The organism is Jeotgalibacillus campisalis (assembly GCF_000829515.1).
Lineage (GTDB): Bacteria > Bacillota > Bacilli > Bacillales > Jeotgalibacillaceae > Jeotgalibacillus > Jeotgalibacillus campisalis.
Genome location: NZ_JXRR01000021.1, coordinates 1 through 21,659 on the forward strand (window position 1 = coordinate 1; position 21,659 = coordinate 21,659).

Here is a 21,659-nt window from a genome sequence, read left to right on the forward strand (position 1 = left end):
GTAAAAAAGAATAGGTTCATTGCAGTGGAAGGCGGGGACTCCAGCGGGATTAAGCGGGAAGGGTGAGACCATGCAGATGCGACAGCATCAAAGGGGCTCACCTCCCGCCCCGCGGAAAGCCTCCGCCTGTAGCGGAAATGAACCGGTCTTCTTCTAATTCTATAAAAGAAGAACAATTGCTAGTCAGAAGTTTTGGGTTAAGAAGACCTGAAGGTATCTGATAAGCTTTAAAAAGAATAGGTTCATTGCAGTGGAAGGCGGGGACTCCAGCGGGATAAAGCGGGAAGGGTGAGACCATACAGATGCGACAGCATCAAAGGGGCTCACCTCCCGCCCCGCGGAAAGCCTCCGCCTGAAACGGAAATGAACCGGTCCCCTTTTAAATATAAAAAACGATCCGCCTGACGATTGTTCGTTCGTCAGGCGGATCGTTTTGAGCTTGCTTACTATACGCCCGCTTCCATTTTAACTGCTAAAAGCTTATAGGATATTTTCGTGCAATCCTGAAGGGGAATCCACTGTTTATAGGAGTATTCATATATGGCTTGAATGCGTTTAGCTAAGTCTGAGGGGTGGTGATGGTCGTCAACAGCTTGAAGTACATCGTCTATTTCTGTTTCATATTCTTCTTCCCCTATTTTAAACGGATCCCACTCTTGTAATAGGGCAACTAATTTATAATTCATCTCTTTTGTAATCATATGTCCCACCTAATCATTTTGAAAATATGTGAATCTATCATACCATAGAAGAGAGAAATGAAAAGGATGTGATTTATAGTGGAACAATTTGATCAACCGATTAACCGTGCAGGTACTTCTTCTGTGAAGTGGGATATGCTGAAAACGGTTTTTGGCAGCGAGGATCTGCTTCCAATGTGGGTGGCAGATATGGATTTCAAACCGCCTCAAGCAGTACTGGACAAATTGGAAAAGCGACTGAAGCTGCCTCCTTATGGCTATACCTTCGTTCCGGATTCGACCGGAAGAGCAGTTGCAGGATGGATGGAGCGAAGACATGGGTGGAACGTGAAACCAGGTTGGATCATGTATTCAAATGGCGTTGTTCCTTCAATTTCAACCGTCATACGGGCTTTGACCAAGCCAGGGGATCAGGTGCTGACGCTTACACCGGTTTATACCCCCTTTTTTCAAATGATTGAATTGAATGACCGTAAACTGGCTTCCTCTCTATTAGTTGAGGAGAAGGGCCGTTATGAAATAAACTGGACTGATTTTGAGGAAAAAATAAAGAATTCCTCACTATTTCTTTTGTGCAGTCCGCATAATCCTTCAGGGCGAGTTTGGTCTGAAGATGAATTAAGCCGAATCAGCGAACTGTGCAGAAAGCATGATGTTACGCTCGTTTCTGATGAAATTCATTCTGATTTGCTTTACAGCCACGCTGAGCATATACCTGCGGCCCACGCGGCAAAGACTCAGTCAGATCACATTGTCACGTTGGCAGCACCGAGTAAAACATTTAATTTAGCCGGTCTGCAGGCATCCGTTATCATTGCTGAGAGTGAAGAAATGAGAGAGAAAATTCAAGCAGAGCAAACGAAGCAGGGATTTTTCACTTTAAACACATTTGGCATAGCAGCGATGGAAGCGGCGTATGAAGAAGGCGAAGAATGGCTTCAATCGCTCATGGTTTATTTAGAGGGCAATCTGAAACTCGTTCGAGAAGCCGTTCAAGAGATCCAAGGCGTAACGTTAATGGAGCCTGATAGCACGTATTTATTATGGCTGGATTTTCGCAAAACGGGTAAAAGTGATGAAGACGTGCAGGAAGCCCTGCTGAAAAAAGCCAAGCTGGCATTAGAGCCTGGTGAAAAGTATGGAGAAGGCGGAGAAGGACATGTTCGGATGAATATCGCCTGTTCAAGAGATCTCGTCAAAGAAGGCATTAAACGACTAAAGCTTGCATTTGAGTAATTACTACTAAAACAGCCGCACTCGGGATTCCTTGTGCGGCTGTTTTTTATTCCAACTCTTTTTGCAAGCGTGCAATTTCCTCATATTCTTGTGAAAACAATCGGGACAAACGGATAAACATCGGCAGTACTCTGTGATAAGTAGAGACAGCTTCCTGATTTGGCTGATGAGTGTGCACGGAACCGACAAGAGTGCTTACCTCTTCAAGGCTCTTCATTTCACCTGTTGCGTATAAACCAAGTACACATGCTCCAAAACAAGAGCTTTCAAAGCTTTCAGGAACAACAACTTCCTGATCAAAGATATCTGCGATCATTTGTCTTAAAATAGCTGACTGAGCAAACCCTCCTGTTGCCTGAATGCGTTTTGGTTCTCCAATCAGTTCTTCTAATGCCAAAAGCACACTGTAAAGATTAAACAAAATTCCTTCCAATACAGATCGTACCATGTCTTCTTTTTTATGATTTAAGCCTAATCCAAAGAAAGACCCTCTTGCATTGGCATCCCAAATCGGAGCTCGTTCGCCCGCCATATACGGATGAAAGATCAACCCGTGAGAACCTGGAGGTACACTGTCTGCTATCTTGGTAAGCGTGTCATAAGGATTCGATCCATTAACAGCTGATTCCTGTACAATGTCCTGGCATAATTCGTCCCGCAGCCACCTGAAGATCATGCCGCCGTTATTAACAGGCCCTCCAATTACCCAGTGATCCTCCGTTAATGCATAGCAGAATATACGGCCTTTGGGATCGGTTACCGGCCGGTCGGTTACCGTTCTGATTGCTCCGCTTGTTCCTATCGTAATAGCGACCGAACCTTTATCCATTGCATTTACACCTAAATTAGACAAAACTCCGTCGCTCGCTCCAAGATAAAAACGAGTATCAGCGTGCACACCCATTGTTTGGGCATGCTCAGGGGACAATCCTGACATAAAATGAGTGGTGGAGACAGGGGTGGATAATTGATCACGTGACACACCCGCTACTTCAAGCGCTTCCTTATCCCATTCCAAAGAAGCAAGATTAAAAAGTCCGGTTGCAGAAGCGATGGAATAATCAATTTCGTAACGGCCGAAAAGCTTGAAAAATACATATTCTTTTATTGAAATAAACTTTGCTGTCTTCCGGCACAGCTCCGGATGTTCTCCATTAAGCCACGCAAGTTTGGATAATGGAGACATTGGATGAATCGGCGTTCCTGTGCGGAGATAGATCGCATGACCATTGTTTTCTTTAATTTTCTTTGTATATTCATTGCTCCTGTTATCCGCCCAGGTAATTGAGTTTGTCAGCGGCTTGCCTAATGCATCCACAGCAATGACGCTGTGCATGGCAGAACTAAAGGAAATAAAGGCGATCGCATCAGCCGTTAATCCGCTTTTTTCAATGCTTGAACCGATTGCTTTTAAAACAGCGATGAAAATTTCTTCCGGATCCTGCTCTGCTGTCCCCGGCTGAGGTGTGTAAAGAGGATATTCAATGTTTTCTTTAGAGACAAACTCTCCTTGTTTAGTGAATACCACGGCTTTTGTGCTCGTGGTACCGATATCTACCCCAATCATATGCGTATGCTGCATCATGCTTGTCCTCCTGTCTTTTCAACTGTTTCGATAAAACAATATGCAATAATCAATGTCTGCAAATAAAGACTCATTAACCTGTATAGTTTCTGTTTATTCTACTACAAACCGGTCAGAACAAATAAGTAAGAGCTGACAAAGTAACTGTCAGCTCTCTTAAGTTTCATGTCTATAAGACTAGTATACTTCTTCTACTATTATATAAACAGACTGATAATGAATACAACTGTGAAGCCTACTACCCCGATAATGGTTTCCATTACCGTCCAGGTTTTAAGCGTGTCTTTCACGTCCAGTCCAAAATACCGGTTTACCAGCCAGAAGCCTGAGTCATTTACATGGGATACTGCTGTTGCACCTGCTGCAATCGCAATAACGATAAGTCCAAGAATCGGGCCCGCATAACCCACTGTTTCAATAACTGGTGAAATGAGTCCCGCTGCTGTAACCATTGCAACGGTTGCAGAACCTTGCGCTACACGAACGAGCAATGCAATCGCAAATGCCATTAAGATGGGAGGAAGTGAAGAGTTTGCCATCATTTCACCCAGCACTGCCCCTACGCCGGAGTCGATGAGAATTTGCTTGAATACACCACCGGCACCCGTCACAAGAATAATAATACCGGCTGGCTCCAGAGCTTTTGTTGCAATGCTTTGAACCTCATCACGCGTATAGCCGCGGCGGGTTCCAAGCAAAATGAAGGTTAATAGAGTTGCAATTGTTAACGCCACAAACGGATGTCCAAGGAATGTTAAGAAAGAACGCACTGTATTCCCTTCATCCAATAAAACGCCTGACAAAGTGTTTGCTAAAATTAAAATTAATGGAATAAATACTAGAAAAGCAATTAACCCAAAGCTTGGCAGATCACGGTCAGGATCCGCTTCTTCTACTTCCATATATTCCGGTACAACAACATGAATTTTGTTGGCTATATACTTACCAAAGATCGGTCCCGCAATGATCATTGAAGGGATACCGGCTAAGGCACCAAACAGGATAACCCATCCAAGGTCCGCTTGAATAATCGAGGCCACAGCGATTGGGCCAGGTGTTGGCGGAATATAAGCATGCGTTACGGCTAATCCAGCTAACAAAGGAATTCCATAGAATAATAGAGACTTACCTGTTTTTCTTGCCAGGCCATAAATAATTGGAACTAATATGATAAAACCAACATCAAAAAAGACGGGTATAGCTACGATAAAACCTGTAATTCCAAGCGCCCACTGGGAATTTTTTTCACCAAATTTCCCGATCAGCGTTTGCGCCAGACGCTCTGCTCCGCCTGAAACTTCAAGCATTCTACCGAACATCGCTCCTAAACCGACGACAACTGCCACAAATCCAAGGGTACCGCCCATCCCTGCTTCTACTGACGCAAGAACATCGCCAAGCGGCATTCCCGCTGCTACACCAACCAATAAACTGACAAGCAAAAGTGCCACAAACGCGTGAAGTTTTACGCCCATTACCAGGTAAAGCAATAAGAATATCCCGGCAACTGCAATTAAAATTAACATTGAACCATCCATTTTACGTTCCTCCTATTCGCTTTTTTCTACAGCGTGACCGCCAAATTCATTTCGCAAAGCTGCAACGACTTTTCCTGAGAATGTATCTGTTTCAAGAGACCGATAGCGCATCATTAAAGATAAAGCAATAATCGGAGTAGCTGTTTGAAGATTCAACGCTTCTTCAATGGTCCACTTTCCTTCACCTGATGAATGCATAATTCCTTTTATTGAAGATAAGTCCTTGTCTTTTGAAAAAGCCGATTGTGTCAGCTCCATCAGCCACGAACGGATAACGGATCCATGATTAAATACGCCAGCTACTTCTTCAAACTGATAAGGAAAAGGGCTTTTATCGAGAACTTCAAACCCTTCTGCAATCGCCTGCATCATGCCATATTCAATCCCGTTATGAACCATTTTTAAATAATGACCACTGCCAGCAGGCCCCGTATGTAAGTAACCGTTATCAACAGAAAGTTCTTTAAAGATCTCTTCTATTTCTGCGAATTTTTCTTTGTCTCCTCCTACCATCAGGCAGGCTCCATTACGTGCACCTTCTGTTCCCCCGCTCGTTCCGCAGTCAAAGAAGGAAATGCCTTTTTGAGAGGCCTGTTCATCTCTGCGCATTGAATCCTTATAGTGAGCATTGCCTCCATCGATAATAATGTCACCTTCTCCGCACTCTTTGAGCAGCTGCTCGAAAACAGATTCTGTTGCATCGCCCGCCGGAACCATCATCCACAAAATCTTTTTGCCTTCAAAAGCCTGTACCAATGACGAAATTGAACGATGTGCTGAAATACCTTGTGAAGAAATTTTTTCGATAGCGTTTTCATTTAAGTCAAACGCTTCTACCTCAAATTTTCGTTCATGTAATTGCAATGCTAAATTAAAGCCCATTTTTCCTAACCCGATCATACCGATTTTCATATAAAGCACCTGCCTATTTCGAAATATTTTTCATCTACTAGTCATTATAAAGAAAAAAATTCTTTTTGCAATCGCTTTCAATGAAAAAAAATTTATTTTATAATGAAAGTGGAGAATAACGGCGTACGAAGATGCAAAATCCATTAAAGATCTGAGGTACTCAAAATGATTACAGACAACAGACTATGCTTAGCTAAGATCCGATCTTTATATCCAAGCTTCAGTACAAAAGAATTAAAAATAGCTGACTTCATCTTAAATGATCCACAAAACATTATTCATTTAACGATTACCCAATTTGCTGAAGAACTTAACGTAGCTGATTCCACGGTTTTTCGTTTTTGTAAGCGAATTGGCTTCACCGGCTATCAATCCATGAAAATCTCATTGGCTTCAGAAGTGGTCACACCGATAAAAAATATCCATGACGAAATTACTGAAGCGGATGATATGAAAACACTGGCTGAAAAAGTATTTCGTTCGAACATGAAAACCCTTGAAGATACCATGCAAATCATTGATGCGGCTCAGCTGGAAAAAGCGGCTCAATTTATCTTGGAAGCTAACAAAATTGAATTTTACGGAAGCGGCGGTTCCTCTATTCTGGCAATGGATGCGTACCATAAATTTATCCGGACTGGATTGTTTGTCTCAGCACCTCCGGATTCCCATATTCAGCTGATGAGTGCGTCACAGCTTCAAAAAGGCGATTGCGCGATTTTCCTGTCTCATTCCGGTTCCACTAAAGATATGTTGAAAACCTGTCAGATCGCTAAAAAGTCCGGAGCTAAAACGATTGCCATTACAAACCTTGCTAAGTCGCCACTCAGCACACTGGCCGACCTGTCCCTTTACACGCTGTCCGATGAAACAGATCACCGCTCAGAGGCATTGTCATCCCGCATCGCTCAGCTCAGCTACATTGATGCGTTATATGTCAGCGTAATGCGTTCATTAAAAGAGAATGGGCAGACTGCTCTTGAAAAGATGCGAAACGCCATTTCAACTAAAAGAATCTAAAAAAACCGAATTACGGACTCTATTCGAGCTTTGTAATTCGGTTTATCTTAAATTTATGGCTTTAAAATCATTGCTTTTGCTGCTGTCTTTCGCGATTAATTTCTTCTTCAAATTCTTTTGTTTTTTCTTCCTGCCTTTTGGAGACACGCACAATCCATCTAAATGTAAGAACGGTTAACACAAGAAACAACAGCATCCAAAAAGTTGCTGGAATGTATTCACTTTTATCTTCCGGGAAATACAAAAATAATTGCAGTAAAAATAAGCCAGTCATGCCTTATCATCCTCTCAACGCATGTTTGGCTCCATTATAACAACACATCTCCATTCATACCACTTCAGGAGAGTGAACGTTTCGTGACACACTGCGGGCTAGGAACCACTTAATTACGATGCCGTAACCAGAATACTTCCTGGTCATTCCCTTTATACAATCCACTGACACCTTATCCCGCTAACCGGTCTGTTTTAGCAGTCTTTTTAAAAGGCCCAGTTTCCTTTTCTGAATACCGGCTCAATGGTCCCATCCCTATGAATTCCATCAATATCCATTTCTTCTGATCCGATCATAAAGTCTTCATGCACCACACTGTCATTTAAGCCGTGAACTTCCCTTTCCAAATCATTCATGAAAATTCCGCCTTTTACACATGTAGGGTAGCAGGAACCGAGCGCAAAATGATTTGAGGCGTTTTCATCAAATAACGTATTGTAAAATAGAATGCCAGTGCTGGAAATAGGTGATTGATGGGGGACGAGAGCAATTTCTCCCAAATAGTCGGATCCATCATCCATATAAACGATTTTCTCAAGCAGTTCAAGGCCAATTTCAGCTTTGATGTCCACTACCCTGCCTTCTTCAAACGTTAAGGAGAAACCATCAATTATATTCCCCTGGTAAGCTAACGGTTTGGTGTTTGAAACTACCCCATTTACCCCGAGACGATGAGGAACTGTATACACTTCCTCTGTTGGGAGATTTGCAATAAATGGGTGGCCCTGCTCATTTTTACTGGCACCTGTCAGCCAAATATGATCTTCAGGCAGTTCTACAGTAATGTCCGTCCCTTTACCCTTATAATGCAGCTTGGCGAAATTTTTCTCCGTCAGCTGAGCGGCTCTTTTTTGAAGCAATTCTATATGGCTGTTCCAAGCTTCCACAGGATTTTTCTGGTCAATCCGCACTGTTCGGGAAATTGCCTGCCATAACTTTTCAACCCGCTCATTTTGGGAAACATCAGGAAACACCTTATCTGCCCATTTTTGAGAAGGAAGAGCTACAATTGACCAGCTGATTCCATCTTTTTCAAGCACTTCGTAAAAATAGTCCAGCGATTCTGCTTTCACTTTAGCATATGAAGTAATGCGGTCTGTTGAAATTCCCGCAAGTAAATCAGGGTTTTCTGATTCAATGCTGAGAATTGCTCCTTTTTTGTCGATCACTTCTTTATGAGCTTCCACAAGCCATGGAGGGTAAAAATTAAATTCATCCTCAGGGGCGTGTTCATAAAAGCTGCGCGTCACTTCCTCGTCACTCCACTGCACATGTACGTTTCCGGCACCGGCTTCATATGCCTTTTTCACGACTAAGCGTACAAAATCCTCGGTTCCAATTGAAGCTGCTACCCATAGGTACTGACCAGGCTGAATGTTAACACCGACTTTCACGGCCAGCTCTGCGTATTTTTCCAGAGAATGATCATATTGCGCTGTATTCATTTCGTTTCCCCTTTCTTTAAATAAATTGTCTAGATAAAAATTAAAAAACGGCGAAGCTTCCGTTAAGACGAAAGTTCCACCGCTTGATTAAATCAGGATTGGCTTCTCGCCATTTTTACTCTTGAATAATCTCAATCGATTCGATGATAACATCTTCTTCCGGTTTATCACTTTCATCTTTTTCTACCGAAGCGATTTCATCCACGATTTCCATGCCTTCAATCACTTGTCCAAAAACGGTATGTACGCCATCAAGCTGAGGCGTTCCGCCATTTTCATCATAAGCGGCAATCACATCTTCCGGGAAATCCGCCTCTTCCATTTGACCCGTGAATCCTTCGGGTAATTCTTTATTTTGTACGATGAAGAATTGACTGCCGTTCGTATTCGGTCCGGAATTGGCCATCGAAAGAGCACCGCGGACATGGATTAAAGAAGGGGTAAATTCATCTTCAAAAGCCTCACCATAAATGCTTTCTCCGCCTCTTCCTGTTCCTTCAGGGTCTCCACCCTGGATCATAAATTCATCGATCACACGATGAAACGTAACACCATCATAATATCCATCTTTACTGTGCGTCAGAAAATTTTCAACCGCTTTAGGTGCATATTCCGGGAAAAACTTAATCGTGATTTCTCCTTTATTTGTCACCATTTTTGCAACGGGTTCCTCATCAGTTGCCTCTTCATTCAACTGCGGGTACTCAACCGGTTCATTTGACCCAGCTTCTGCTGATTCATCTGCCTCTGTTGATTCATCTGTTTCTTCAGTTTCAGTGGTTTCTTCTGTTTGTTCTTCTTCTGACCCACCTGTGACTGCCTCTTCTTCATTTGAACCGCAAGCTGAGAGCATCAGGATAAAAATCAGGAAAATTCCAAGTAATTTAATTTTCATATTATTCGCCTCCATCCTTACTTTAACCTAAAAAGAACAAAAAATCATCCGTTTGTTTTACAATAGAAGGAAGTAAAGATGGGAGTGATTCATGATGTCACAGATTGAAGTCGGACAGATGGTTAAGGCATTTTACAAAACAGGTGCTTATATTGGAAAATTGACCGAAAACAAGGGCAGCCACGCAGTTGTTCAAATTAAAGAAGTCCTAAAGCATCCAAAACAAGGTGATCTTCATCATCCTAATGAGACAGACGTACCGCTGTTTCATGAACGCAAGGCACTTGCATTTAATGAACGGGCAAATATTCCGCTCAATATGATTAAGCCATTTGAAGAAGTGCCAGGCGAATATTTCGATAGCTTAAGAGCCTCCGTTGCAGCGCTGGAACAAGAACTGAAAAGCAGCCCCGGTCCTTTTGAGGAAAAAAGCTATGAAGCACTCATGGAAGTAAAAAAAGAATATGAGCTTATGTATTCAATAACGTTCTAATGAGTGTAAGCTGATCGCATCATTATATTAGTTAAAGTAAATACGCTTTAATCAGCGTAGGATAAAAAGAAGGAGAACAAGCCCCCGACCGGCTGTTCTCCTTCTTTTTATTGTACAAGCTGCTGGAGCTTCGTAAAATCGACCCTGTCTCCGATCGTCGTTGGTTCCACTTTATTTAAATAGCTCTTGTCCTTTTCTACAAGCTGATAAATATGATAGGTGGTCATCGCGTCATCAAGTGCTTTATGATGATTCCCTACACCATCGCGCCCGTACTCCTGCACAGCCTTCCATAAGCCTGTCTGATTTCGATCACCAAAAAACCGTTTATATTCCATCGACAGGTCAATAAATTCGCCGCTGAACGGAAAAGGAAGACGTGCCCGTTCACAGTTTTGCCGAAGGACTCTCATGTCCATGTTGCCCCATGTGACGACCTTGTTGTGTCCACCATTATTTAATGCAGCAAGCTTTTTTACCAGCGCCGCAAGTGTAATGCCCTGATCTACATCTTCTTGAGTAATGGATAAAAATGAGCGGCAGCGTCTAGACAGCCGTTTAAACACTCTTGGTTTTACATAACTTGAAAATTGATTGGATTCCTTCCGCTCGAAGACGCTGATCAATCCAACTTCTATAATTTCCGGAAAAAAACCCTTAGGTCCCCGGCCTTCAGGCATAGAAAATTCAAAATCAATAAAGATAAGTGCTGGTTCTTTTCCCTTCATCTCTTTATCTCCCTTCTATATGGCTATGTTTACGCAAGGTTGAGGTCGTCAGCTGCTAAAAAATGGAGAGATAAGCTTCTGGCAGTATTCAAAAAACACCCGCTTTCTCCAGCTCTTTTTTCTAAAAAGTAATGCTTGTCCTTTTTCATTCCGCTATTCATAAGACTGCGAAGTAAACCTTGCTGCTATAGCGGCTGATCAATTTATGCAAAATTATTATGATTGATTATACCATGTTAAAGGGAAGAGGAGACACAGAAGTCTGAATTTTCTTACGACAATTAACGCTCTCTTTCTCCAGTTGCACACACGAACCGATCCTGTATACTTATTTAGAAAGACGAAATATAAAGTAATGTATTCTCAAGTAATTGTCCAAAAAAGAAGGTGTTTGCTTTGACGATTGAAAAGAAGAACCTGGTGATCATGTGGATAGCGAATTTTTTAGTTGCTGCAAGTGCTACGATGATTTTGCCGTTTTTATCACTTTATATCGAGACTATGGGGAATTTTTCGTCCGACTACGTGCAAAAATGGTCTGGACTGGTTTTTGGCATCACATTTCTTACTGCATTTTTTGTTTCTCCTATATGGGGCAGATTCGGAGACCGCTTTGGCTATAAGCCGATTCTGTTAATTACAGGGTACGGCATTGCTCTTTGCATATTTTTAATGGGGTTTATTCAGTCCGTTGAAGGATTATTTATTCTTCGATTATGTATGGGATTAGTTACTGGTTTTATCCCTACGTCTCTCGCGTTCATTTCTTCTCAAACGCCTCGCCATATTGCAGGACGAACACTCGGCACTCTTCAAATGGGAACGGTGTCCGGCAGTTTATTTGGTCCTCTCATTGGAGGGATCCTGGCAGATACCTTTGGCTTTAATTATACCTTTCTTATTACAGCTGCTTCGATTACAATTGCTGCCACCGTTGTACTAATTGGCATTTCAGAAAAGAAAAAATCAGCCGATAATAAAGATGAGACCGTTTATACAAGAAAAGAAGTCTTCAAACATATTACAGGACATCGCCTTTTGTTAACGGTTATGTTTCTATCATTTTTAGTTCAGATGGCCAACTTCAGCATCCAGCCGCTTCTTGCCCTGTACGTTGGAGGGTTAACGTCTGCTTCCAATATCGCATTTTTATCGGGTCTGGCATTTTCAGCAACAGGCTTTGGAAACTTGATTGCTACTCGTTCGTGGGGCAGGCTCGGTGACAAAATCGGGTACGAAAAAGTACTTACTTTGCTGCTGGTTCTGTCAACAGTATTTATCATCCCTCAGGCACTTGTCACAGAACTCTGGCAGCTTGTTATTTTGCGCTTTTTGTTCGGGATGGCCATTGGGGGCATTATTCCAAGCGTGACAGCTTTTATCAGACACGCCGCCCCCGTCTCCATGCAGGGGGAAGTCCTTGGATACAATCAAAGCTTCCGATTTTTAGGAAATGTAATCGGCCCGGTTTTTGGCGGAATTGTTTCTGGTTTTATTGGTATTTCAGCTGTATTTTACGTAACCGGCGGCTTATTTCTATGCGCCTTTAGTTTATTATGGTGGAGCCGAAAACAAATAACCTCTGCCAGTCAACTGTAAGTTTAAAAGAAGAAACGAGTGAATGAAGATGCGCATGACCATCGGATATATAGCCATTGGGCTGCTGCTTCCTTTGTGTTTATTTTTCTGGATTGGGACAAATAAAGAGTACAAAAGTGTTTTAACCTTTAATGAAGCACTTTCAGCAACGATTGATGTGAACCAGTCTTTTCCAAGCCAGACCAGCTTTCTGGTGGATAAAAACGGAGACCGGTACGCTCAAGGATCTTCTGAAATGCGCTATTATGCAGAGGAAGATCAGCTGCCTGAGTTTTTAAAGGACATTATCATTTATTCTGAAGACCGCAATTTTTACGATCATATCGGATTTGATGCAGGAGCGATTATTCGGGCTGTCGTAAAAAACCTTGTATTTACTCACATTCAACAGGGTGGCAGCACGATCACGCAGCAGCTTGCCCGAAATTTATATCTGACTCAGGAAAAAACATATAACCGTAAATTGACCGAGCTGGTCTATGCGTATGAGCTTGAACAATCTCTGACGAAAGAGGAGATTTTACAGGGATATTTTAATATTATTTATTTCAGCAACGGTGTATATGGCATTCGTTCTGCTTCCCTTTACTACTTTCAGCAGGAACTCGAGGATTTATCATCCGCACAGCTTGCTTTCCTGGCTGCGATACCGAATAATCCAGGAAAATACGATCCAGTTGATCACTTTAATGCGGCAAAAGAACGGCAGGAACGACTCATTGATTTAATGGTGCTTGAAAACAAGATACCAGCAGAAGAAGGAGAAAACATAAAGGCAGAGAAAATAAATCTCAACTTATTCGAAAGTATTGATCATTATCCGGATTATGCGGTCTATGTGGAGCACGAATTAATGGAGTTAATCGCTGAAAGTGAAGGCTATGCAAAAAAAATTAAGCAGGCTGATTCAAAAGAAAAAGCAGAACGAATTCAAAAAGCCCTGACCAAACGCACGGATCAAATTTTGCAGTCAGGTGTAACCATTCACACTGCCCTTGATCCAGCGCTTCAACGAGAAAACGTCCGCACCTTGCAGAATCATCTCCCCTATGAAGGAGTTGAAGGCGCGAGCGTTATGATTCGGAACGAGACAAGAGAAATCGTTTCGGTAGTGGGAGGAAAGGATTACAAAAAATATAATTTTAACCGTTCATTTCAGGCGCTCAGGCAGCCGGGATCCACTATAAAACCGCTGCTCGTATATGGCCCTTACATCGAACAGTTCCAGCCGGCTCTTTCTCAGAAGATAGACGCAAGCGACTATTGCAAAGAAGATTACTGTCCTGAAAATTACGGGGGTGCCCGCTATAAAGACGTATCCTTAGCAAGAGCATTTCTCCTCTCTCTTAACACACCTGCTATTCGTTTACTCGAAAAGACTGGCGTGGAGCAAGCACATGACTACCTAACGCCCTTTTCATTCAATCATACAGAAAAAAGTGACGAAACACTTGCTTCTGCAGTTGGAGGATTTACGTATGGGATGTCTCCACTGGAAATGACAGATGCTTATACGAGCTTTATTGATGGGGGTTACTCACGGTCACATGCCATTGTAAAGGTGACAGATGACCAGGGGAATTTGCTTTATGAATGGCCTAAAAATTCTGTTACAGTCTGGTCCCCAAAGACTACCTCTAAAATGAGAGAACTGCTGTCACAAGCAGCTCTGTCCGGAACCGGAAAACCAGCTTATGTAACTAAGCCTTACGTAGGAATCAAAACCGGCACGACCAACCAGTACTTTGATTACTGGACCATTGGATTAACGGATGAATACACAACTGGCGTATGGGTAGGACATGATCTGCCGAAAAGTATGGAAACGATTGAACTTGATCGGCCGGCTCATGCTATTTGGCGGGATATGATGCAATAAGCAGGATTAAGATGCTCGTCAAAATAGTGATATTGAACATGATCTTTAAATGGAAACCGATTAGAAAAGGCTGAGACAAAAATGTCTCAGCCTTTTTGACCGGTTCACTGCGTTTCAGGCGAACGCTTTCCGCAGGGACGGCGCTGAGCCTCCTTAGGGCTTTGCCCTGCGGAATCTCAGCTTGCCGTCATATCCTACTGGAGTCGCCACCTTCCGCTCCGTTCACCTCTTACTATTTATAAATACTACCTCGTTTTTTAAACTTTTTGGAGTTTTGTCCCGACCTCTTTTTACTATGTTAGTCCCAGGTATTGTTATCCAGCCTAAATGACGATGCAATAGCTCTCACCTAGAGCAGTGTGCGGTTTAAAGCTGATCGAGAATTGGCAGACTTGCCATAAGGCTGTTGTAAAGTTTAACCATCACATAAAGAATACCTGAAACGAGAACCGACCAGATTAATACTTCAAATAAAATAACTCCCATGGTTCCGGCAAGAGTCAGCGTTGAGCTTGTTTTAATGACAAAATAAACAAAATAGATGAAAGATGTAACTAAAAAAATGCTGACTAAGCCGATAAAGGATTTTAAGCTCGCAACACTTGCTAAAGAACCCGCGAAATAAATAATTGAGCCTGATCTGACCAGCTGAAGGACTTTTCCTTCCCGATCACGCGAAAAAAAGAGCAATGCTGCTTCATTGATCGTTTCTGCTATAAGTTTCAATGCAGCAAAAACCATAAAGAACAAAATCATTAGCAGGATTAAGATGAATAATTTAAGTTGAATATCAGATAAAAATTCGCGCATACCGGCATAAATTCCAATTCCCTTAAACAGATCTACACTTACCCCAACTCCGTATACAGAGAAAGTTAAGCTGAACATCAGAATTGAAAAAAACGGAAGATAGCCAGTTAAGTAAGTATTTTTCATGATTCTCTCCTAAGTTATAACATACAGTTGTCTCTTACATATTAATAGTTTGGGATAGGAATGAAAAGGAAATGTAAACTTAACCTTCATTATCAGCCCCTTAATTTAATTAAACTTAATGTACCATTCTAACGGATATGGAAAAAGACTTAGCATGAGTTTTACGGTAAAATCTTGGAACTACGCCTTACTACTTAATTATTCTGAAGTTTAACAGGAAACCAAAGAGCTAGGGAATATTGTGTCTCAAGCTCTTAGACCGGTTCACTTCGCTTCAGGTGGATGCTTTCCTTCCGCAGGGACGGCGCTGAGCCTTTTCAGGGCGTTGCCCTGTAAAGGCTCAGCTTGCCGTCATATCCTGCAGGAGTCACCACCTTCCGCTCCGATCACCTCATGCTAATCATATATACTGCCTCATTTTTAACCCTAACCTTTTTTAATTTTAGCTATTTAATAGATTGGTTTCTACATGCAAATAATATACCCCTATTAATAGAAGACGATCTATAAGTAGTTTTCTTATGGTTATATGTAGAAAGCACTTAGATCATTTTATTAAACAGATTTCAATTTTAGTGTTAATTGCATCCAGTTTAAGCACTTTTTTGTCCCATAAACAAATATAAATTGACATCCTAGGACTAGCAATTATTCGTTTTGGTAATTTTTTGAATATGATAGTTAATAGATTAGGAGGTGATCTTTTTGAATAACAATCACTCTAGTAATGTGAACCCAAGAAAGTGTTGTGGGAGGATAAAGCCTAAAGAAGTTAAATCTGCTTTTAGGGCACTTAAAAATGCAGAAACTCCAATTCCAACAGCACGTGTTAATTTTAAAGTTTCCTTTAATGACGAACAGTTTGATCTAAGCAACGAATACAATAATTCCACATCTTCATTTATTGCAAAAGAGGCAGGTATATATTTATTTACTGCAACACTATCATTTAATCCTACTGATGATAACGTTGATTACGAATTTGGGATGAACTTAGTTATCAATGGGGACAGTCAAGATGTGGAAGCAGATTATACAGGATTCAACGCTGTATTTTTTAATGTCGTAGACCTTAGTGAGATAGTTAAGTTAAATAAAGGGGACAAAGTAGAAATTTTCGCATTAAGTACCACTCCAGGTACGGTCACAATTGACCAGCGATCAAGTTTCGCAGGAGCTAAACTTTTTTAAAATCCCTTATTGGAAAGGCTTAGGTAATTCTATAATGAAACATCAGAAGCTACTGATATAAAGCCTATTAATAGTCTTTATACCAGTAGTCTTTTTTTCACAAAATTAAGACCAAAAGTCTTATTAAGTGGATTCATGGATTGTAATTTAATAAGATATTTACCTTGACGCGGTCCTCTTCGTTATCTCTGGTTACAGTCTTCCCTTTAATCCATCTGTATGCAGACCAGGGAATAGCAATACACCGCAGCACATTCTAGTTCATTAATAAAAAACCAATAAAACATTTCAAAGGATAATAACCGACAGCAAAATTCGACAAATTTATTAATTTATACTCTTTTTCGTTCTCTTTCTTCATATATATAAGTGGTTTAGAACACCGCTGAACGCAGACTTTCAAGCATGCATAGAAAGTTTTTTTACGTTATACTTCTATTTACACAAACAAAATTGGACAAATCACGAAGGACTGCGTATGCAGATAAGAGCTGCTTACTAAAGTAGTCCTTATTTACATGTGTAGCCTCTTGTATTATGGGGATTCTAATGTGATGGATGTATTAAGGAGGGATTTTCGTTGTCGTTGCTTCACCTAGCCATTGTCCTGCCTTTTTTGGCGGCAGTTTTCATCCCTTTTTTATTTAAGGGCTTGAAAAGCATTCATACGGGATGGTTTGTATTACTTGTTCCGCTGTTCCTTTTTATTTACTTTATTCAATACCTCCCTGTTACCGGGGACGGAGAAACAGTAACCAAGACATTCGAGTGGATTCCTTCTCTCGGCATTAATTTTATCGCGCATGTAGATGGTCTTGGTTTATTATTCGCCATGCTCATCACAGGAATTGGCGCGCTCGTCGTCCTCTATTCCATTTATTATTTGGCAAAAGAGAAAGAAGCATTGCATAATTTTTACGTCTATCTTCTAATGTTTATGGGCGCGATGCTTGGTGTCGTTCTCTCAGATAACTTGATTGTGCTCTATATGTTCTGGGAATTCACCTCCATTTCTTCTTTCCTTTTAATTGGTTATTGGTATGACCGGGAAAGATCCCGATACGGTGCTCAAAAGTCCATGCTCATTACTGTTTTTGGCGGACTATCCATGCTTGGAGGAATTGTTCTCCTTTATCTCATGGGTGGAACCTTCAGTATTCAGGAGCTTATAGGCCTGTCGGATGTGCTGATTACCGATCCTTTATTTGTTCCGGCACTCCTTTTAATTTTACTTGGAGCATTTACAAAATCTGCACAGTTCCCATTTCACATCTGGCTTCCTGATGCGATGGAAGCTCCAACACCAGTAAGTGCATATCTGCACTCTGCGACGATGGTAAAAGCAGGGATCTACCTTGTGGCCAGAATGAGTCCGGTATTTGCAGAATCAGGGCTCTGGCTTTGGCTTGTGGCCGGATTCGGTATTTTCACCTTGTTCTGGGGATCCTTTAACGCTGTTAAACAAACTGATTTAAAAGCGTTATTGGCCTATTCTACAATCAGCCAGCTTGGATTGATTATGTCACTTCTTGGAGTCGGTGCAGCAGCCCTGCATTATGATTATCTCGACGACAATATTTACATGATTGCCACGATTGCTGCTGTCTTTCATTTAATAAACCATGCAACGTTTAAAGGAAGCTTATTTATGATGGCTGGGATTGTTGACCACGAAACCGGCACAAGGGATATAAGAAAGCTTGGCGGTTTGGTTAATTTGATGCCTATTACATTTACAATTGCCATTATCGGGTCATTTTCAATGGCAGGCCTTCCTCCATTTAACGGGTTCTTAAGTAAAGAAATGTTCTTAACTGGAATGCTTTCGGTTCTTGAGCTTGATCTCTTTAATTTAAGCACATGGGGCGTACTGTTTCCTGTTATCGCCTGGATTGCCAGTGTGTTTACGTTTGTGTACAGCATCAAGCTGGTATTCAAAACGTTCCTTGGCAAGCCGCAATTTGATAAACTTCCAAAAAAACCACATGAAGCGCCAATTGGCATGCTTATATCGCCGCTTGTGCTCATTACATTGGTTGTCGTATTTGGATTTTTCCCGAATCTGCTTTCCAATAGTTTGATTAAGCCGGCTGTTGAAGCCATTTTGCCAAGTCTTGTTGAGTCCGGACAGGAAGTAGATGTTCATATTTATTTCTGGCATGGATTCCAGCCTGAATTATTTATGACACTCGGCATTATTCTCTTCGGAATTGTATTGTATTCGACCCTTGCAAAATGGCAGGGTGTGTATAACCGCATACCGGAGCGATTTACATTAAATGGCCTGTATGACCGCGGACTTTCGGGAAGTGAATCAGGCGGCTACCGCTTAACCAGCGGAGTCATGACTGGATTTATGAGAACCTATTTAGTGTATATTTTCTCATTCTTTGTTGCGATTTTGATGTCCACTCTCATCATTAAGCAAGGATTCGTTTATGATACATCGGGGCTTGCAGCGATTAAGAGCTATGAAGTGATTCTGGCGCTTGTTCTTGTAGCTGGAGCAGTAACGATCCTGTTTGCAAAATCACGCCTTACTTCTATAGTAGCACTGGGCGTTGTCGGTTATTCTGTTGCTTTGTTCTTTGTTTTATTCAGAGCACCTGACTTAGCGCTTACTCAGCTGGTCATAGAAACGGTAACCGTTGCGTTGTTCCTGCTTTGTTTTTACCATTTGCCTGAAATCAGCAGAAAAGAAGAGCGGATGCGATTCCGTTTTGGAAATGCTGTTCTTTCCGTGCTGGTAGGAATTACAATTACCTTAATTGCCATGTCTGCTTTCAGTCAGCGCTCATCTGAATCCATCTCTCAATATCATATTGACAATGTGTATGAGCTTGCAGCGGGTGGAAATATGGTAAACGTTATACTCGTGGATTTCCGTGGCTTTGATACACTGTTTGAAATCTGCGTGCTTGGAGTTGCGGCACTTGGAATTTACGCGATGATCCGTTATCGTTCAGCAAGGAGTGAAAATGAATGAGAAAAACCAATGACCTGATCTTACAAACCGTTACGAAAGTCATTTCGTTTATCATCATCTTATTCTCCATTCATTTGTTCTTTGCCGGCCACTATACACCTGGAGGCGGATTTATCGGAGGATTGATGACAGCAGCAGCACTGGTTCTGCTATTGCTTGCTTATGACATTAAAACACTGGACAATATTCTGCCGTTTGATTACAAATTGATGACGGCAGCTGGATTATTAATCGCTGTCCTTACAGCAGCTGGTTCATTGTTATTCAACGTTCCTTTTTTCACACATGCTTATGACTATTTTGATCTTCCTTTGTTAGGTGAAACGTCGCTTCATACGGCTGTTTTATTTGATATAGGTGTTTACATGGTTGTAATTGGTATAACAATGACCATTATTCAAACGATAGGGGAGAGTGAATAATGGAATTTCTAATGTGCATTGTAGTCGGAATTCTGTTTGCCAGTGCCGTCTATCTGATGCTATCTAAAAGCTTATTAAGAATTATCATTGGGACAGGTCTTTTAAGTCACGGGGCTCACTTGCTGCTCCTTACCATGAGTGGTTTGAAAACCGGTGCTGCACCTATTCTAAATGACAATATATCATCATATACAGATCCGCTGCCGCAGGCTCTTGTCCTGACAGCTATCGTTATTAGTTTCGGGGTCACCGCCTTCTTCCTGGTACTTGCTTATAGAACATATCAGGAATTAGGAACAGATAATATGGAAGAAATGAGAGGTACAGAAAGTCATGATTAATTTACCTTTGCTTCCTATATTAATTCCACTGCTGGCTGGCGTAATCCTAATGTTTTTCCCGAAACGCATTAAGGCCCAGCGCACAATTTCAATTATTTCAACCGTTGCCACTATAGCGGCGGCAGTAGTACTAATAGCTGAAATCAGACAAAATGGCATACAAACACTAAACCTGGGAAGCTGGCCGGCACCATTTGGTATACCTTTAGTATCTGATATGCTGTCTGCACTTCTTGTGCTTACTACGGGCATCGTAACGCTGGCCGTGATCTGGTACTCTATTTACTATCTTGAGGACGAATACGAACGATATTTTTATTACATCGCCGTTCAGTTCTTAATGGTTGGATTAAATGGAGCATTTACCACAGGTGATATCTTCAACATGTTCGTATTTTTTGAAGTGTTCTTAATTTCCTCTTACCTCTTAATTGTTTTGGGAGGAAAAAAAGCACAGCTGCGTGAGTCCGTTAAATATGTACTGATTAATGTTATATCCTCTGCATTATTCGTATCAGCGGTTGCTTATTTGTACGGTGTAGTCGGAACGCTAAATATGGCTGATATTTCGGTCAAAATCGCCGAATTAAATGACCCGGGAATTATTACGGTTATCGCCATATTCTTTTTGCTTGTGTTCGGCCTTAAAGGTGCGATCTTTCCGTTATATTTCTGGCTCCCGGGTTCTTATCATGCCCCGCCAATACCGGTACTTGCTTTATTTGGCGCATTATTAACCAAGGTCGGCGTATACGCCATCATGCGTACCTATACCTTGTTCTTTTATCACGATACAGGTTACACCCATATGATCTTAGGCGTGCTTGCCCTGTTATCAATCGTAATAGGTTCAATAGGCGCACTGGCGTACAGAGATGTTAAAATGATCATTATTTACAACATCATTATCGCTGTCGGCGTCATTTTATACGGCGTTGCAGTTATGACACCGGATGGTCTTGAAGGAGCTGTCTTTTATCTTCTTCATGATATGATTATAAAAACCGCGCTCTTCCTTTTAGTTGGGATTATGATGGCCATTGCAGGTTCAAGTCATTTAAAATCCATGGGCGGTATGATCAAAGACTACCCATTGATTGGCTGGACTTACTTTGTGGCAACACTCTCTCTTGCCGGCATTCCTCCACTCAGCGGATTTATCGGAAAACTGCTGATAGTTCGTGGCGGGTTTGGAGCAGGAGAAATGATTGGACCTCTAATAATTTTGGGATCAAGTTTAATTGTTTTGTATTCCGCAATGAAAATCTTCACCAATGGCTTTTGGGGAACGCCAAAAGAGTATACAGGAGCAAAAGCACATCTTGCTTCACGTCTGTGGATCCCTGCAGCAGTGCTGATGGTGATCGCTATCTCATACGGTGTAGGAGCAGAAGCAGTTAGACCGTTTATCACACAGGCTGTCGAACCGCTCATAGACCCTGCAATCTATATAGAAGCCGTGCTAAAGGAGTAATGTG

General features: G+C 41.6%; 19 protein-coding genes. 10 read left to right on the forward strand and 9 right to left on the reverse strand.

The annotated features are described in order from the left end of the window. Positions 1–446: 446 nt before the first annotated feature. Positions 447–701: a DUF1871 family protein gene (locus KR50_RS15245; protein WP_041060653.1), complete on the reverse strand. Its 255-nt coding sequence runs from the start codon at positions 699–701 to the stop codon at positions 447–449. A 78-nt stretch (positions 702–779) separates the two neighbouring features. Between KR50_RS15245 and KR50_RS15250 the strand changes: the two genes are divergently transcribed. Further along, positions 780–1,937, forward strand: coding sequence for a MalY/PatB family protein (locus KR50_RS15250; protein ID WP_041060656.1), 1,158 nt, complete (start codon positions 780–782; stop codon positions 1,935–1,937). 46 nt (positions 1,938–1,983) lie between these two features. Here the strand turns inward: KR50_RS15250 and gntK are convergent, their stop codons facing one another. The 3 genes from gntK to gnd form a co-directional block, all read right to left on the reverse strand. Next, positions 1,984–3,519 carry a gluconokinase gene (gene gntK, locus KR50_RS15255; protein WP_041060925.1) on the reverse strand — a complete coding sequence of 512 codons (1,536 nt, stop codon included), beginning with the start codon at positions 3,517–3,519 and terminating at the stop codon, positions 1,984–1,986. A gap of 200 nt (positions 3,520–3,719) precedes the next feature. Beyond that, positions 3,720–5,060, reverse strand: coding sequence for a GntT/GntP/DsdX family permease (locus tag KR50_RS15260; RefSeq protein WP_041060658.1), 1,341 nt, complete (start codon positions 5,058–5,060; stop codon positions 3,720–3,722). A 12-nt stretch (positions 5,061–5,072) separates the two neighbouring features. After that, positions 5,073–5,972 carry a phosphogluconate dehydrogenase (NAD(+)-dependent, decarboxylating) gene (gnd, locus tag KR50_RS15265; RefSeq protein WP_041060660.1) on the reverse strand — a complete coding sequence of 300 codons (900 nt, stop codon included), beginning with the start codon at positions 5,970–5,972 and terminating at the stop codon, positions 5,073–5,075. Positions 5,973–6,137: 165 nt separating this feature from the next. Here gnd and KR50_RS15270 point away from each other — a divergent pair, with 165 nt between their 5' ends. Next, complete coding sequence (locus KR50_RS15270; RefSeq protein ID WP_198134265.1) at positions 6,138–6,992, forward strand: MurR/RpiR family transcriptional regulator; 855 nt, start codon at positions 6,138–6,140, stop codon at positions 6,990–6,992. Positions 6,993–7,059: 67 nt separating this feature from the next. Here KR50_RS15270 and KR50_RS15275 read toward each other — a convergent pair whose 3' ends face one another. From KR50_RS15275 to KR50_RS15285, 3 genes are all read right to left on the reverse strand, one after another. Next, entirely contained in the window at positions 7,060–7,266 is a 207-nt protein-coding gene (locus KR50_RS15275) for a hypothetical protein (protein WP_041060663.1), read from the reverse strand. Positions 7,267–7,472: 206 nt separating this feature from the next. Continuing rightward, positions 7,473–8,711: an aminopeptidase gene (locus tag KR50_RS15280; RefSeq protein ID WP_041060666.1), complete on the reverse strand. Its 1,239-nt coding sequence runs from the start codon at positions 8,709–8,711 to the stop codon at positions 7,473–7,475. Between the two features lie 115 nt (positions 8,712–8,826). Then, positions 8,827–9,606 carry a peptidylprolyl isomerase gene (locus tag KR50_RS15285; protein WP_084215631.1) on the reverse strand — a complete coding sequence of 260 codons (780 nt, stop codon included), beginning with the start codon at positions 9,604–9,606 and terminating at the stop codon, positions 8,827–8,829. Positions 9,607–9,700: 94 nt separating this feature from the next. Here KR50_RS15285 and kapB point away from each other — a divergent pair, with 94 nt between their 5' ends. Continuing rightward, entirely contained in the window at positions 9,701–10,099 is a 399-nt protein-coding gene (gene kapB / locus KR50_RS15290) for a sporulation phosphorelay system protein KapB (RefSeq protein WP_198134266.1), read from the forward strand. 107 nt (positions 10,100–10,206) lie between these two features. On the opposite strand, the gene kapD is transcribed toward kapB, so the two are convergent. Continuing rightward, positions 10,207–10,827, reverse strand: coding sequence for a 3'-5' exonuclease KapD (kapD, locus tag KR50_RS15295; protein ID WP_041060672.1), 621 nt, complete (start codon positions 10,825–10,827; stop codon positions 10,207–10,209). A 396-nt stretch (positions 10,828–11,223) separates the two neighbouring features. Here kapD and KR50_RS15300 point away from each other — a divergent pair, with 396 nt between their 5' ends. Together KR50_RS15300 and KR50_RS15305 are read left to right on the forward strand one after the other, a co-directional pair. Continuing rightward, a complete protein-coding gene (locus KR50_RS15300) occupies positions 11,224–12,426 on the forward strand; it encodes an MFS transporter (RefSeq protein WP_041060675.1) in 1,203 nt (400 codons plus the stop codon). A 22-nt stretch (positions 12,427–12,448) separates the two neighbouring features. After that, complete coding sequence (locus KR50_RS15305; protein WP_052477153.1) at positions 12,449–14,305, forward strand: transglycosylase domain-containing protein; 1,857 nt, start codon at positions 12,449–12,451, stop codon at positions 14,303–14,305. 366 nt (positions 14,306–14,671) lie between these two features. On the opposite strand, the gene KR50_RS15310 is transcribed toward KR50_RS15305, so the two are convergent. Then, positions 14,672–15,241 (reverse strand): DUF5366 family protein, encoded by a 570-nt coding sequence (locus tag KR50_RS15310; RefSeq protein ID WP_041060678.1) that lies wholly within the window; start codon positions 15,239–15,241, stop codon positions 14,672–14,674. Positions 15,242–15,946: 705 nt separating this feature from the next. Here KR50_RS15310 and KR50_RS15315 point away from each other — a divergent pair. The 5 genes from KR50_RS15315 to KR50_RS15335 all read left to right on the forward strand — a co-directional run bounded on the left by KR50_RS15315 (position 15,947) and on the right by KR50_RS15335 (position 21,655). Beyond that, complete coding sequence (locus tag KR50_RS15315; protein WP_052477154.1) at positions 15,947–16,432, forward strand: C1q-like domain-containing protein; 486 nt, start codon at positions 15,947–15,949, stop codon at positions 16,430–16,432. 580 nt (positions 16,433–17,012) lie between these two features. After that, positions 17,013–19,418: a Na+/H+ antiporter subunit A gene (locus KR50_RS15320; RefSeq protein ID WP_041060681.1), complete on the forward strand. Its 2,406-nt coding sequence runs from the start codon at positions 17,013–17,015 to the stop codon at positions 19,416–19,418. Further along, positions 19,415–19,840: a Na(+)/H(+) antiporter subunit B gene (locus KR50_RS15325; RefSeq protein WP_041060684.1), complete on the forward strand. Its 426-nt coding sequence runs from the start codon at positions 19,415–19,417 to the stop codon at positions 19,838–19,840. Before KR50_RS15320 ends, KR50_RS15325 begins: the two co-directional genes overlap by 4 nt. Continuing rightward, entirely contained in the window at positions 19,840–20,181 is a 342-nt protein-coding gene (locus KR50_RS15330) for a Na(+)/H(+) antiporter subunit C (protein ID WP_041060687.1), read from the forward strand. The genes KR50_RS15325 and KR50_RS15330 overlap by 1 nt, the downstream gene beginning before the upstream one ends. Further along, positions 20,174–21,655 (forward strand): Na+/H+ antiporter subunit D, encoded by a 1,482-nt coding sequence (locus KR50_RS15335; RefSeq protein WP_041060690.1) that lies wholly within the window; start codon positions 20,174–20,176, stop codon positions 21,653–21,655. The genes KR50_RS15330 and KR50_RS15335 overlap by 8 nt, the downstream gene beginning before the upstream one ends. Positions 21,656–21,659 lie beyond the last annotated feature (4 nt).

What these genes read in the sequence shown, in the direction of transcription:
- KR50_RS15245 (WP_041060653.1), bottom strand. Translation starts at nt 701, where the DNA reads ATGATTACAAAAGAGATGAATTATAAATTAGTTGCCCTATTACAAGAG.
- gntK (WP_041060925.1), bottom strand. Translation starts at nt 3,519, where the DNA reads ATGCAGCATACGCATATGATTGGGGTAGATATCGGTACCACGAGCACA.
- KR50_RS15260 (WP_041060658.1), bottom strand. Translation starts at nt 5,060, where the DNA reads ATGGATGGTTCAATGTTAATTTTAATTGCAGTTGCCGGGATATTCTTA.
- gnd (WP_041060660.1), bottom strand. Translation starts at nt 5,972, where the DNA reads ATGAAAATCGGTATGATCGGGTTAGGAAAAATGGGCTTTAATTTAGCA.
- KR50_RS15270 (WP_198134265.1), top strand. Translation starts at nt 6,138, where the DNA reads ATGATTACAGACAACAGACTATGCTTAGCTAAGATCCGATCTTTATAT.
- KR50_RS15275 (WP_041060663.1), bottom strand. Translation starts at nt 7,266, where the DNA reads ATGACTGGCTTATTTTTACTGCAATTATTTTTGTATTTCCCGGAAGAT.
- KR50_RS15280 (WP_041060666.1), bottom strand. Translation starts at nt 8,711, where the DNA reads ATGAATACAGCGCAATATGATCATTCTCTGGAAAAATACGCAGAGCTG.
- KR50_RS15285 (WP_084215631.1), bottom strand. Translation starts at nt 9,606, where the DNA reads ATGAAAATTAAATTACTTGGAATTTTCCTGATTTTTATCCTGATGCTC.
- kapB (WP_198134266.1), top strand. Translation starts at nt 9,701, where the DNA reads ATGTCACAGATTGAAGTCGGACAGATGGTTAAGGCATTTTACAAAACA.
- kapD (WP_041060672.1), bottom strand. Translation starts at nt 10,827, where the DNA reads ATGAAGGGAAAAGAACCAGCACTTATCTTTATTGATTTTGAATTTTCT.
- KR50_RS15305 (WP_052477153.1), top strand. Translation starts at nt 12,449, where the DNA reads ATGAAGATGCGCATGACCATCGGATATATAGCCATTGGGCTGCTGCTT.
- KR50_RS15310 (WP_041060678.1), bottom strand. Translation starts at nt 15,241, where the DNA reads ATGAAAAATACTTACTTAACTGGCTATCTTCCGTTTTTTTCAATTCTG.
- KR50_RS15325 (WP_041060684.1), top strand. Translation starts at nt 19,415, where the DNA reads ATGAGAAAAACCAATGACCTGATCTTACAAACCGTTACGAAAGTCATT.
- KR50_RS15330 (WP_041060687.1), top strand. Translation starts at nt 19,840, where the DNA reads ATGGAATTTCTAATGTGCATTGTAGTCGGAATTCTGTTTGCCAGTGCC.
- KR50_RS15335 (WP_041060690.1), top strand. Translation starts at nt 20,174, where the DNA reads ATGATTAATTTACCTTTGCTTCCTATATTAATTCCACTGCTGGCTGGC.